General features: G+C 56.5%; 7 protein-coding genes and 1 pseudogene. All 8 read right to left on the bottom strand.

Translation table 11 applies throughout. The features are described 5' to 3' along the window. Positions 1–231: 231 nt before the first annotated feature. Positions 232–2706 carry a CoA transferase gene (locus IVA82_RS36340; protein WP_247493754.1) on the bottom strand — a complete coding sequence of 825 codons (2475 nt, stop codon included), beginning with the start codon at positions 2704–2706 and terminating at the stop codon, positions 232–234. Positions 2707–3067: 361 nt separating this feature from the next. Further along, positions 3068–3856, bottom strand: coding sequence for an SDR family NAD(P)-dependent oxidoreductase (locus IVA82_RS36335; protein ID WP_247493753.1), 789 nt, complete (start codon positions 3854–3856; stop codon positions 3068–3070). 189 nt (positions 3857–4045) lie between these two features. After that, on the bottom strand, positions 4046–5323 hold the full coding sequence (locus IVA82_RS36330) for an aminotransferase class I/II-fold pyridoxal phosphate-dependent enzyme (protein ID WP_256469777.1): 1278 nt from the start codon (positions 5321–5323) through the stop codon (positions 4046–4048). 761 nt (positions 5324–6084) lie between these two features. After that, positions 6085–7431, bottom strand: a complete 1347-nt coding sequence (locus tag IVA82_RS36325; protein WP_247493751.1) for an LLM class flavin-dependent oxidoreductase — start codon at positions 7429–7431, stop codon at positions 6085–6087. 1422 nt (positions 7432–8853) lie between these two features. Continuing rightward, positions 8854–9564 (bottom strand): hypothetical protein, encoded by a 711-nt coding sequence (locus IVA82_RS36320; RefSeq protein ID WP_247493750.1) that lies wholly within the window; start codon positions 9562–9564, stop codon positions 8854–8856. 596 nt (positions 9565–10160) lie between these two features. Continuing rightward, positions 10161–11051 (bottom strand): crotonase/enoyl-CoA hydratase family protein, encoded by an 891-nt coding sequence (locus IVA82_RS36315; protein WP_247493749.1) that lies wholly within the window; start codon positions 11049–11051, stop codon positions 10161–10163. 35 nt (positions 11052–11086) lie between these two features. Continuing rightward, complete coding sequence (ectB, locus tag IVA82_RS36310; protein WP_247493783.1) at positions 11087–12337, bottom strand: diaminobutyrate--2-oxoglutarate transaminase; 1251 nt, start codon at positions 12335–12337, stop codon at positions 11087–11089. Positions 12338–13534: 1197 nt separating this feature from the next. Then, positions 13535–14074, bottom strand: a pseudogene (locus tag IVA82_RS36305) (IS3 family transposase); the annotation flags it as partial. Between the last annotated feature and the right edge of the window lie 94 nt (positions 14075–14168).

Here is a 14168-nt window from a genome sequence, read left to right as displayed (position 1 = left end):
GAAGCTGCACCATACAAAAAAACCGCCTACTCGTTTTATGCCCCACCGGTCGTCGAATTCTGACTTGCGACAATATTGTTCTCTTCGGTCGCAGCATTTGGCGCAGAGCTAACTTTCACGTGCAGTGGAGTACTTCTTGGTATCGCGCTGCGGAGTACTGAACAAGAGCGCCACGATGACTCTCTGGCTTCCAAGCCTGAGAGTTCGTTGGTCGGATCTAGTGTTGATTTTTCAACCTTGCGATACCGTTTTTGTTTTTGTTAGCTCCCCTTCTGAAAGCATCACTGAACCGATGATACCCTCCTTGGCCAAGTCAGCGATCTCTGTGTCGGAAAGCCCAAGAAGACCTGATAGAACCTCTGTGTTGTGTTGTCCAAGCGTCGGTGCCGCTGAGCGGATTGCATAGGGCCCTTCACCTTCCCGAATCGGCATGGACGGCTGTGGATGCGAGCCAATGAAAGCGCGCTCAATTTCTTGCAGACACCCGCGCGACCTAAGATGCCGATCGCTGAGCAGATCAATTGGAAGGCGGGCCACGCCGGCCGCAATCCTTGCGGCCTGCAACTCGGACATCGCCTGGTCGGCGTCGCGGGCGATCGTCCAGCCTTCGATCTCTCTCTCGATCAACTCCTCGATATCGCGGCGATCTTCCGCAGATCTCAGCGATGCGTCCATGGCCCAGTCTGGCCGCCCAATAAGTCTGGCAAGCCTCTGCCACATGTCCTGGTCGGTGGCGGCTACCACGATCCAATTGTCCTCACCTGCACACCGAAAGCAGCCATGCGGCACAAACTGCGGATGTCGATTGCCGTATCTTATCGGCAAGGACCCGTCGATCGAATGGACGATGATCCATGGCGCTGCGAAGGGTATCATGCATTCGATCTGCGCAAGATCAATGAACTGCCCCAGCCCTGTGGTGCGGGCGTGAATAAGCGCAACCAGAACTGCAGCGCAGCCGTTCAACCCACCAACGGCATCTCCAAATGCTACGTGGCTCATCACAGGTGGCCCGTTGGTCTTGCCCACCACGCTCGGCAACCCAGAGCCTTGCTCGAGAGTCGAGCCGTAGGCCCGGCAAGTGCGACGGACACTGTTCGTGCCAAAGGCCGACATCGACATCATGACAAGGCGAGGGTTGAGCGCTCTGAGCACGTCGTAGCCAAGCCCGAGCTTTGGCAGAACATCGGCCGAATAATTGTCGACGACAATATCGGCTTCCCCTGCAAGCCGCTTCGCAAGAGTGCGGCCCTGCTGCCGCGTCAGGTCAAGGGTAATGCCGCGCTTATTGCGGTTCGCCATGCAGAAGCGTGCCGTCTTTTCATACATTTGCTCCTCGATGTAAGCAGCACGCCGGTCAACACCGCGCCACCAGTCCGGATACTGGATGGCTTCTATCTTGATGACGTCCGCACCGAGATCAGCCAGCGTGCGCGTACACAGCGGGCCTGCCCAGCCCATCGAGAAGTCAACAACCCGAATTCCCTGCAGTGGCGCCCCGCCTGCATCGTTGCAGCCCGACGATACCGACGCAGTACCGGTGAGGCGTCTTCCTGTATTCGCGAAACTCTGATGCTCGCCTGGAGCCGGAACCTTGCCGCCCCGACGCGGCGGCGTCAGTGTCAGCCTCTGCATCGAGCCCGGCGTCTGGCCCTCTTCTTCGCCAAGCAGGACAGGCACGATTGCACCGCGCTCCCTCTTCTCCGCATCCTGCAGCAGATCGGACATATCGGGTGCCGGAACGAGCGGGATCTTGCGTTTCAATCCTTCCGCAAGCCACTCGTGCGCTGTGCGCGTTTTCAGCCTCGGAATGAAGTGTCTCTCGATCCGTTCCATGTGTTGCAGACGCTCGGTGCCGAGAACGAGAGCCGGATCGTCACGCAGTTCGGCCAGATCGAGCATGTCGCAGAAACCGCGCCATTGTGCCGGAGTGATCGTCGTGACGCCGAGCCAACCCTTTTTGGTCTCGTAAATGCCGATTGGAAAATTTGGCCAGAAGCGGTTGATGCCAATCCGGCGCATCACGTCGCCGCGCTCATAGGCCTCTAACATCTGATACTCGCTCAGAGCGAGGCTCGATTCAAAAATACTGAGAGACCACGACCGTCTTCTCCCACCGGCTTTTTCCTCCGGAATCGTCGAAGAAGCCGCGGCGATGAAGCCCCACAGACCGGCCAGAATACCAGTCTGGAAATCCGGTGCGTGCAACGGTGGGCCCTCGACAGCTCCAGCCAACTTGATGAGGCCGGCGAGCGCGCGGACCGTCGAATCGGTTGCGGCGAATCCTGCATAGGGTCCCCCTCCGCCAAACCAGCTTGCTTCAAGGTAAGTCAACCTGGGACATCTCTGCCGAATCGCGGCAATATCAATGGAAGGGCAATCTGCGGGATCAATATCGCGCCCGTCGATCAGAATGTTGCAATCTTCGATCAGTGCCGTCAGCTGCGGGATCGCGTCCGGGTCGGCGGCATCAATGACCACACTTGACTTGTTGAAGTTCAGGAATGCAAACCACGCGCTTTGGCCAGAAGCGGTGAGTGGCGCGCTACCGCGGAGTGGATCTCCTCCTGGCGGCTCGACCTTCTGAACGTCCGCGCCGAAGTCGGCAAACAATCGCGCGCAATAGCTGGTCGCGGCGGAGCTACCGATCTCGACGACCCGCAGATGCGAAAACACTTCCATCGAGGGTTTCATTTTCCCCGCCATCCGATACTCCGCATTGTTACTTGCTCGCAACGCAAGCTGCAGACGCGGCAAGCGCGGCGCCTCTTACCACGCCATTGGCGGAAGGGGCCGTACTGCAAGCCCGTGCAAACAAGCCCTTATTCAATCCTGGCATCATCCGCACCCGATAACGTTGTTGATATTGAACATCGCGAGAAAGAGGCATGAAAGCCGACACGAGGGGACCCCCGCCGCCGACTGGCATATCCGCTCCAGTCGATCCATCCTCTTCATGTTCCCGCGCGACTGTATGCCGTTTGCGCCGCGAGACAGTTGGAGACACGGTGAGCCTGAGCGAAGCCAGCATTTTAGTGTCGACGATCAAAATGCGATATGTATCGGCTTACGCGGCGAACTCGCCGCCTGTGATATCGATGGTTGCGCCGGTGATAAAGCCCGCCATCGGCGAGGCCAGAAAGGTTACGACGTGCGCCACCTCTTCAGCAGTTCCAAAACGGCCGACTGGAATCCTGCTGAGAGCGGAGCGGTTGACCTCGGTCTCGGGTGGTCCAGTCAGATCGCTGAGAATACGCCCAGGAGCAATACAGTTGACTGTGATACCGTGTGGAGCGAGATCCCGCGCAGCAGCGCGGGTTAAGCCGACCAGCCCCGCCTTCGATGCAGCATAATGTGGCCCTGCGATCATCGGCATGGCACGCCCCGCGAGTGACCCGACATTGATAATGCGTCCATAGCCGCTCGCGATCATTGCTGGCGCCAAAAGCCGCATAAGAATAAACGGTCCGTTGAGATTGACATCGATGACCCGCCCCCATTCATCCAAGGACGTCTGCGAAACCCACGGTGCATTTTGGTCCACGCGCTTGGGGGAGATGCCAGCATTGTTCACCAAAATCGCTATTTCCCCCCAACGTTCCCGGATGTGGTCAACAAATCCCTGGACATCATTGTGTCGAGTTACATCAATCCTCTCAGCATAGAGCCTATCTTCCGGGCAGCCGAGAAGATCAAGCGCGCGGTCGACATGCTCCGCTTTTGTCGCTACAAATGCTACGCGATAGCCATCGGCCAAGAACCGGCGCACGATCTCGAGTCCGATCCCGCGCGCTCCTCCGGTCACAAGCGCAACGCGCCGGTCGCTTTGACCCCTGAGTTTTCCTGGCTTCGGCATAATCAGACCGTCCCAAACAGCGTAACGAGCGAGTGGCGCCTCGCCGAGAACATTGGCGTAAGCGGTCTGGAGGCACCTTCGGCGTCGAACAATGGATCGAGACTTGACGAACTTTCATTATTCTTTCCGGCATAGGGGGATAGCAACCGTACCGGGCAGCTCCATGAATTCGTCGGCTGACTCATTACATCACCTCAGAGGGTATGGCTTTCCGGTCGTTTCGGCCACTGCTTCCAAAATGCAGTCGCACAATCGCTCTATATCGTTGTCTTCATGATCGGCCGTAATGCACACCCGAATCCCTGCCTTTCCTTGAGCGACCGTCGGGAAGAACGTCACCGAAGTGTAGAAGCCTGCATCGAGAAGCTCTTTGGCGATTGCAATCGCCTTGGTTTCCGATCCTATTGCAATCATTCTGATGGGAAATGAATTTCCTTGCTGAGCGGTTGCAACATGATGGTCAAACACCTTGATACGTTGCGCTAACCGCCTCTGACGATCGCCGAGTTCTGCCGATCGATGAATCTTGCACGAGCCAAGCGCCGCACCAACCGCCGCCAGATTGGGTGGCACCGAAAACGCATAGGGGATGGAGTAGCGTCGAAACAACGCTTCGTGATTAGCCGTTCCGAGCATCACCATGCCGCCCGATGCGCCGAAGCCCTTAGCGAGCGAGGCCACTATGATCGTCCGGTCACCCAGCACTTGCGGAAACTGAAAGCGAGCAAATCCTTCGCCTTGGCGTCCGAAGATCGATATGCCGTGAGCATCGTCGATATAGAGAAAGAGCCCGTACTGTTCCTGAAGTTGGCGCAGTTCCTTGATAGGCGCGTTCCCTCCCATAGAGTAAATGCCATCGCATACATAAGCGACCACCGGATGTTCGCGGCACAAGCGTTCGAGAGCTTCGATGTCGTTATGCGCGATCGTTTCCAGTCGCGTTTCATCAGCAACCACCGGCTTGTGATAGGCCAAGGATATGTGCGCAAGGCGGTCGAACACGACAAGCGGTTTTCTTCCGCCTGTCAGTTGGCCCGAAGCAAGGAGGGGCATCATACCTAGATTGGCGAGCATGACAGTGGAGAAGGCGATCACGCGTGCGCAGAACATCTCCGAGAGGGTTGCTTCAAGCTCTGCCAAGAGATCGAAATTGAGCCGCGTTCGTGCGCATGACCAGTGCAAGGACCGATGCGCCTCTATCGCGTCGATCGCGCCAGCGACGATCGCGGGATGATTGTCCAAGCCAAGGTAGGAACATCGCACGAAATCAATTTTTTCCGGCCGGCCTTCAAGCGACCCCGAGCCCAAAACAAAGGCACGTCCAGTCATCGAACGTCCATAGACGGCCATGAGACCAGCCTCATGAGCTGCATCGAAATAGGGACGGCTCTTATTGATCATGTAAGTGGTGTTCCGAAAATGTCCGGCCTGCCGACCATCCTCAGAGAGAGGGCTACGCTGTGGCATTTGATTCTCCGTTCTATTTGCCAAGCAAGCAGATCCGACGGATCGGCTGAGTAGCACGGTAGGCGCTTCCACGACCGCTCACACTGAATTCTCTACGCGCAGCTCGATCGCTTCCTTAGTTGGATAGAGACTTTATATCGGCGGGATCGCTTGGGCAGCTACCAACTCGGATAGCTTAGATTTGACAGAGTCGAACAGACGCTGAGACGGAGCCCGGACACGATGGCCACACTCCCTTCATGGATAAGATCGGAAATGAAACCGCGCACACCGAATAAACGGCGGTCACAGCTGCAGCTCTCAAAGATCGCGGCCTGAGTGTTGATGCCTCTTGCTCGCCGACCCGGGTGGCGATGGGCAAACACTCGCCCTGACCGGATGCCGCCCCTTCGTAGGAACGCGCGTATCATCAATGACCGAAGCTTCGATTTCTCGTGACATTCGGTGCCCCCAGCACCAACTCACGGTACCTGACCAACACCTGCTGATGCGACCAGTCGCCTCGAGGGCCGCCAACACGCGACGCTCTTGCGATCACCGCATCATCACCGCAGCGTAGCATCCGCCAAACGGTTCCAGCATGCTCCGCTCACGCTCGTAAGGTGCCCATGACGTATCGAAAACCGCGATGCTACGTCCCCCGATTAGTCAGCCCCATCTCAATCTCTCCTCGCTGAACCTTTTAAGATATATCACTCCTGGAGATAAGGGCCACGAACCTCTGGTTATCCTAGCCCGACCTCAAGGAAGTTCAGTGGCGGTCATCGGCTGCTTTGCGCGAAGCGATTAAGTGGCCGCTTGAGGCCGAGATTCTCTCTTAATGTTTGTCCATGGTACGTGGACCTGAATTTACCTCGCCTGCGCAATTCCGGGATGACGAGTTCAACAAAATCCTTGAGCTCGCCTGGAACAGTTGCTGGTAGCACGTTGAATCCGTCAGCAGCACGCTGGTCAAATCTATCGACCATGGCGTTGGCGATTTCGTCCGGCGTTCCAACAATCATGAGATGGCCCCGGCTGTCCGATATGAAGCGGATCAGTTGTCTCCAAGTGAATTTCTGGCGTACGGCCAGGTCGAGGAGCGTCTTCTGACGACTCTGGATAAAGTTCGTCCGCGGTAATGATTCAGGTACTAATGAGTCGAGGTCCATCGAACGGATATCAGTGACAAATCCCAGCCAACGATCGGCGGTCCCAATTTGAACGTCAATGTGCGTATACGATCGTAGCCTTTGGAGCTTGGCGGACGCTTCTTCCTTGGTCCTCCCAACAATCGGAACAATGCCAGGCATAATTAGAACTTGATCGTCCTTCCGCCCCAGTGCGCGTGCCTTCTCTTTGAGAGTAGCGTAGTATCGTTTACCGCTTTCCAAACAGGGTTCAGCGGTAAACACTACCTCGGCCAGCGCTGCAGCGAACCGTATTCCGGACTCCGATGCGCCTGCCTGAACCAACACGGGATGTCCTTGAGGCGGCCGTGCGATGTTCAGCGGGCCTCTGACTGATAGGTAGTCCGCTCGGTGATTGAGCAGATGCAGCTTCGTCGTGTCGACAAAAATACCTGTTTCCTTGTCGCGAACAAACGCATCGTCTTCCCACGTATCCCAAAGCCCCTTGACAACTTCTACAAATTCTTTCGCTCGGGTATAGCGCGTGTCGTGATCTGGAAGTTCTTCTTCGCCGAAATTTGGGGCCTCGTACTTATTTCCCGAGGTGACAATGTTCCAGGCCGCCCGTCCGAGCGAGAGGTGATCAAGTGAGGCGAGCATCCGTGCAAGGTGATATGGCTGCTGGTAAGTCGTTGTCGCTGTCGCCACAAGGCCGATGTCCCGCGTTCTCGATGAAAGTGCCGACAGAAGTGTGATTGGCTCAAACGTGTCGTTTCGGCTCACACGCGCAATATTTGCGTTATCTTGTTCTACCACGCTAGGGCTGTCGGGGAGAAACACGAAGTGAAATGCCGCAGCTTCGGCAAGTGCTGCTAGGTGAGCATAGTGGTTGACATCAACTCCACCATTGGCGGGCACGCTCGGATCTCGCCATGCACCTTCGTTATATCCCGCCTGAATCAGGTATAATCCGAGCGTCAGTTCACCATTGCGCTGCATGTCATGTCTCCAGTTGAATTGGACTAACTAGCGCACCATGTTCGGTTGGTAGTCCTCGTCGTTGAACAGAACAGATGCCTCACTCGTTCGCTTTTTCGTAATGCTTGACGGTCTCGTCGATTGAGCCGCAAATGGTTGCCACGCTTGTCGGTTTTTGTGAGATCCAGAGGATCCTAACGCCGCGCCGCCTGAGAAACATTCGTGCACCATCGTGGCCAAAGATTTTCTGCTTTCTAACTGCCTCGCCGAGACACTCGCTGGCTGTCGCCGCAGGTCACTTAGCCGGCGTCGACGTGTATCGACGGATAAGTGACATACTTGCGCTATGTAGATCAATTACTAGCAATGGTAGTTGATAGCACTGCACGTTGCGGGGGGCGGTCCTGTAGCACGGCTCGAAGTTGATTCGAGCTTTGGTCGTACAAACTAAAGAAATGCTGATTTCGGAATAGCTGGTCGGAGTCGACTGAGCTGACGCGCGCTTAGCGCTTTAGACTATTCACCGACGGCTTCTGCGATAATCATCTGCGAAGTGGTTCGCGCGCTCAAATGGACAAGAGCACGGTGCATTCGGTGCGCTCGAGTCCGGATCGTGCGGAAATGCACGATCACGATCACTCCCCTCGGTCGCGGTGTAGTTGTCGGCAGATCACCGCATTCACCGGCTAGAGCCAAACTGGTCAGTCGGTGATCGTCGGAAAGCTGCCGATGGATCATTGCTCGACTGGGTGGTGGTTCCAAGGTTATGTAGCAAGCACGCTGGCGGGCCATACGCTGTTTGAGCAGGATGGTGCGGTGATACGAACGATGACGCTCTCCATGGGAATCTCGGTCGGCCGCTTGATCTCGCCGTTAAGACGCTCGCTCGGTTCATAACCAGGATGAGAATTTTCGAGCCAACGTTCGGCTGCGGCGTTCGTGGCATGTGGCGCGACGTCGGAACAGCTGCACCGGAGCATTAACATGCGGGCAGGCCGATCTCAGGATGAGCCGACAACTCGAGCTAATGTTGACTCTGCGACGCTGAGCGCTGGACTCCTTTTGCCTTTCCACCGCGGCTCCCCTCATGTGTTCTGACAGGGTTCAAATGCGACGAATGATTGGCATCTGCGTCCGCTGAGCTTTCGGGACAGGGTTTGCTTTGGGAAGACTGCGGGCACCAACGCGGACGTGCTGGAGGGATTTCGCAACCCGTCTTTCAACCAGCGGTGAGATGGTGGTGGAAGCGACCGCCAACAGCATGGCGGTGTCACGCACCTATGCCGCAGGCCTGGTCTTTTCAACGTTCGGGCCGTTCACCAATTGCCGGATGATGTGCGAGCGTCGATCGGCCGACCATTTCGTAAGCTTGACGGGCTGGCGGAAGACTCGGTCCTGCTCGCGTCCTTCGCAGATTTGATGAGGATCACCGTCAGCGAGACTTCAGGAGGCTAAAGCCGACTTGCTGCTATCGTGATCGGCAACAAGGCTCCTCAACTCCTCGCCGGTTAGCCAAACAAGCAGATCGTGATCAATGATATTCTCCTCTACCAGATGTAGTATCGAACCGCCGTGTTCATAATGGGCGTGTCCGTATTGCGCAAGAACGCCCTTCTCGAGCAGCCAGCGCTCTGCAAGTCCACATACGAAGTCGGGAGACCACATGGCAAATGAAGCGCCGCGCAGTATTGCAGCCATGATGGTGGGTATGCCTTGTCGCCTAAAGTCGCTGCGCAGCCAAAAATCTCCATGGTAAGCTACTTTCCCAGTAATCTTCTTTGCGGTTGGCGCAGCGCAAGTACAACGGTCCTGAGGATGTGCATGTACGGCTGGATCGGCGTAGAACGCCCTCAGAGATTCAAGATGCTCTGCAAAGTTACTGTGCGAAAGGTCATAAAGTCGAGCAGCCTGTACGAGCGCAACCTGGTTGTCCTTGTCGACGCCCACCATCCAATATCCCTCACCCGATTTGATCGGCGAACGATCTGGCCGAAAGTTTGGATATGTCGGTTTCTTTGTTGGAAGGACCCGTGTGATCGAGACGTACTCATTGAAATCAAATCCTATCGAAAGCTTGATGCCTTTTTGGGCGGCGGCATCGTCATATACCCGAAGGAATCGCGAGACTTGCAACGGATTAACTACGGATTTCATTGCTGCCCCTCGTTTCTGATCCTGATGAATGCGTGTAGCCTCGACAACTCATCCAGCTCGCGTGTACAGCATAACCAATGAATCAACGGTACTACCTATTCTGATGAGAAATGCGTGGTTCGCAATTGATGAGGCCATTCGCAATGATTAGTCTTGCGGCGGCAAAACGTTCTCGAGCGGCACCGGATCAATAGGAGCTGCGGCCTGCGGCACAGCACATTGGCCAAGCCGACGCGAGGAGCTGCAGTCCCTCGATGGCGCGCTAAGGCCGAGGGACCGACATAGTCAAGTCTCACAAATTGCTCGAGAGCAACTCCCAAAACAGAAGAAAGCTCGCCTCAACACCTGCCTTTCCCGCACGGTCGAATACTTTATCCAGACAAATTCTACTTATCTTTCAATCTGCATTCTTGCAGGGGGCCCGGCGATACTAGTCGAGTTGAGTTACCAAGAATGCCATCGCTGCCGATGAAACTCCCGCCCACTCGCTAAACTCACCATCTCGTCGACCAGTTAATATCAGCCGGTCGCATACGGCGCGAAACTCTCCCTCGTTGAGCTGCGCCGATCGGATCGGCACGCAGAGCAAGGAACTATCACTTGTATTCTCGCTCCGTCCACCATGGAAAAAAATCCGGCATGTCGGCCGGCACCTTGTCTTTGAAAACTGCAGGCCGCTTCTCCAAGAATGCCATCACGCCTTCCTTAGCGTCGGCGGAACGGCCGCGCGTATACATGCCGCGGCTTTCGAGCTTGTGGGCTTCCATCGGGTCATCTGCGCCCAGCATGCGCCACATCAACTGCCGGATAAGCGCAACAGATATCGGTGAGGTCTTGTCGGCGATTTCGCGAGCGAGCTCACGCGCCGTCGGAAGCAGTTGATCTGACGGCACAACCTTGCTAATTAGCCGACCCGCGAGCGCTTCCTGCGCGGGAAATACCCGGCCACTGAGAGACCACTCCAGCGCCTGTGCGATGCCGACGACGCGCGGGAGGAACCAGCTCGAAGCTCCCTCCGGGACGAGGCCACGCTGGGAGAACACGAAGCCAAAACGCGCGGCTTCAGAGGCGATGCGGATGTCCATCGCGAGCTGCATGGTGGCGCCCATGCCGATCGCCGGCCCATTCACTGCAGCGATGACGGGCTTCAGACACTTGAATATCCGCATCGCGATCTTACCGCCGCCGTCGCTGACCTTCGGATCGCTATAGTCTACTGCGCCATTGGGCAGTCGTTTAACCGGTCCACGCCGCGTGTCGCGGTCAAATGTGTCGGCGCCCGAAGATAGATCGGCGCCAGCACAGAAGGCTCGGCCTTCGCCGGTCACGATAATGGCGCGGACGTCATTGTTCTTATCTGCTCGGTCAAAGGCATCGACGATTTCGCGCTCCATTAATGCGGTACAGGCGTTCAGCTTCTCCGGCCGATTTAGAGTGATCGTGAGGATTTGATCAACGAGGTCATATTTGATGGTCTCGTAGGCCATGGTGTTTCCTTCAGATGTCCGAAAGCGGCGGTTAGTCAGATCGCAGTCTGCTTCAGTGTTTCGGCCAGCGCTTCCTCGAATATTTCAAGCCCTTGGTTTAAGGTGTCGTGATCGATCGTGAGTGCCGGTAAGAACTTTACGACCTCATCGATGGCCCCGCATCGTTCGATGATCAAACCTTTCTCAAAGGCCTTGCGTGCAGTCGCTGCTGCAACCTCGGCCCGTCGGCAATCAAAGCCCACCGCCATGCCCCGCCCTCGAACCGCAAAACTATTTCCATACTTTAATGCAACGGCTTCAAGTCGGCGCCTCACAAGCTCTCCCATGCGCTGAACTCCCTGCGCAAAGGTCTCGCTCTGCCAATACAGGTTTATGGCCGCGGTTGCACACACCAGTGCGAGATTGTTACCGCGGAACGTACCAGTGTGCTCCCCTGGCTGCCATACGTCGCACTCCTCTTTAATCAATAACATTGATAATGGCAGACCGTACCCGCTTAATGATTTCGACAATACGACAATATCTGGCGATAACGCCGCGAACTCAAAGCTAAAGAATTCGCCCGTACGACCACAGCCCATCTGGATGTCGTCAACTATGAGCAGAGCGCCAGCGTCTTTTGCTATGGCCTGAATTGATTGCAACCGTGCGACATTTAGACCACCCTCCCCCTGCACGGTTTCGACGAGAATGGCAGCTGGGCGATCGATGCCGCTGCTCTCATCCACCAACACCTGTCGCAAATAGTCGGCCGTATCAACAGTTGACCCAAGATAGCCATCATAGGGCATGAAGGTAGTGCCCGATAAAGGAACGCCGCTGGCCGTCCGAAAGAAACGATTGCCGCTTGCGGCAATCGCTCCTAAGCTCATGCCATGATATCCATGCGTGAATGAAATGATGTTCTGACGTCCGGTGACTTTACGTGAAAGCTTCAGAGCTGCCTCAATAGCATTGGCACCTGTTGGCCCTGTGAATTGGAATCGGTAATGTAGATCCCGCTCCCGAAGTATGACAGAGCTGAACGTCTCCATGAACTCGAGCTTTGCAGGAGTGCCCATGTCAAGCCCATGGACGACGGCATCCGATGCGAGATACTCATTAATGACAGCTTTGATTTGATGATTGTTATGGCCGTAGTTCAACGCTCCAGCACCGGACAGGAAGTCAATTACCTTTCGGCCATCCTCCGTTAACAAAACGGAGCCCCGCGCGCGACTGAAGATAGCCGGAAACGAACGTGAGTACGCACGAACGTTTGATTCGAGGGCTTCGATGGTTTGCATATTGCGAAGCTCGCCAGTGACTTGGGCCATAATCGTCTTCTCCACCAAATCAGACGGCTCAGATTGCGCGAGCTGTGGACTCGCGAGCGGGAAGTGCCGCACGTCTCGGCGCGGCCTTCCACGCGTGTTCTCCCACAAGTCTCACTCACTTACCGGAGAGCCGGGAACGACGAACCTACTAAGATTGGGGGCTACGAGTCAGAGTTACGCATGTGCCTGCCATCCAGGTCGCGCCGGTGATTTTGGGTAGTGCGCGGCCGAAGTGGTCCACATCGATGCCTAGTGATCCGAGCCAATGTGAGTTGGAAGAGGCTCACGGAGCGGCATGTGGCGGACTGGACGGTCAGCGTCCGCGCCAGCCTTAACAACTCTCGGCGTTGGGGCGGATCGCATCAATTAGGACGGCGCCGGATCTGCCCGTTAAGACGCTCCAGCGTGTTGGTCGCCCCTCCTCATGTGCTTGCGCTGTGCCGGACGCCCTCAACCCAACCGGTGAGCTTGGGATACTTTCTTTTCCATTTGCCGAGCCAGGCGTCAAGATCGCGCCGTTCGTACATTTAACTAGCTCGAGCAGGCGATCGTTGTCACCCCTTCGTCATATCACTCGAGCAAATTGTATAGGAAGTGCACGCACGGATCGTCGGAAGAAACAGATCCGCTCTACGCCATCGGTCCGCTCATCCCGCTGAACACTGCCGGCCGCTTGAGGCTCATGGGGACGAGCGTCAGATCGTTTGGCTCTTCATGTTTGGAGACTGGACCGTACGGCGCCTGGAGCCCATGCTAGCTCTTGGCTTTGCCGTGGAAATCCTCCTACCGCAGCGAGGGCGCCAATAGAGTTGCCGAACCTGCGCGGTCCATCGCTCGCGACGGTAACGGCACTGAGCAGGACAATTGGCATCGAGAACAATTATCTTCTTGCCCGTTCAATCGGTAGTCAATTTTGAGCCGGCGTCGCGCTTTGGTAGAGCCGGCCGTGACCGCCTTATCGCAAGCGTAGTAATGGCCTCTCCCCCCTCCACCTCCGGTTTGGCCATATCGAGTTCGTTCGTTTGTCCAGTTGTGACCTCGACCTGCAGAACGACGCCGAGTTTGTCATCGACTTTCCGTGTGCTGCTTGGGTCGGCAGGCTATAGGCTCCTATTGGAGGGCGCCCGCTGAACCGCACCGGGATTGCCGGAGGCCATTTGGTTTAAGTTATGCCGCCATGGCGGGTTGTTCCAGCATGGCGTAGTAGCGTTGCTCGGCTTCGGCCGGTGGTATGTTGCCGATGGGCTCCAGGAGCCGCCGGTTGTTGAACCAGTCGACCCATTCCAGCGTCGCGAACTCGACGGCCTCGAAGCTGCGCCATGGCCCGCGCCGATGGATCACCTCGGCCTTGTAGAGGCCGTTGATGGTTTCGGCGAGAGCATTGTCATAGGAATCTCCGACGCTGCCGACAGAAGGCTCCACGCCTGCTTCAGCCAGGCGCTCGGTGTACTTAATGGATACGTATTGGCTGCCCCTGTCGCTGTGGTGCACGAGCCCGCTACGATGGACCGGCCGTCGATCATGCAGTGCCTGCTCCAGCGCATCGAGCACGAAGCCTGCATGCGCCGTGCGAGAGGCTCGCCAGCCCACGATCCTGCGGGCATAGGCGTCGATGACGAAGGCGACGTAGACGAAGCCGGTCCAGGTCGCGACATAGGTGAAGTCGGAGAGCCAAAGGACGTTTGGCCTTGGCGCCTTGAACGTACGCATCCGACGAGCGCCGTCTTGTCTGACGCGGGGTATTTCGCGAAGCGTGTGACCTTAAGTCTAGCTTTAAGGTCATCAGGCGATGCGGGTCGAG

It is taken from the genome of Bradyrhizobium sp. 142 (assembly GCF_023074015.1).
Classification (GTDB): Bacteria; Pseudomonadota; Alphaproteobacteria; order Rhizobiales; family Xanthobacteraceae; genus Bradyrhizobium.
This window is presented reverse-complemented; position numbering and strand designations above follow the sequence as displayed.

Excerpts from the sequence above, each read along its gene's own strand:
- IVA82_RS36340 (WP_247493754.1), bottom strand. The coding sequence starts at position 2,706 with ATGGCGGGGAAAATGAAACCCTCGATGGAAGTGTTTTCGCATCTGCGG.
- IVA82_RS36335 (WP_247493753.1), bottom strand. The coding sequence starts at position 3,856 with ATGCCGAAGCCAGGAAAACTCAGGGGTCAAAGCGACCGGCGCGTTGCG.
- IVA82_RS36325 (WP_247493751.1), bottom strand. The coding sequence starts at position 7,431 with ATGCAGCGCAATGGTGAACTGACGCTCGGATTATACCTGATTCAGGCG.
- IVA82_RS36320 (WP_247493750.1), bottom strand. The coding sequence starts at position 9,564 with ATGAAATCCGTAGTTAATCCGTTGCAAGTCTCGCGATTCCTTCGGGTA.
- IVA82_RS36315 (WP_247493749.1), bottom strand. The coding sequence starts at position 11,051 with ATGGCCTACGAGACCATCAAATATGACCTCGTTGATCAAATCCTCACG.
- ectB (WP_247493783.1), bottom strand. The coding sequence starts at position 12,337 with ATGCAAACCATCGAAGCCCTCGAATCAAACGTTCGTGCGTACTCACGT.
- IVA82_RS36330 (WP_256469777.1), bottom strand. The coding sequence starts at position 5,323 with ATGCCACAGCGTAGCCCTCTCTCTGAGGATGGTCGGCAGGCCGGACAT.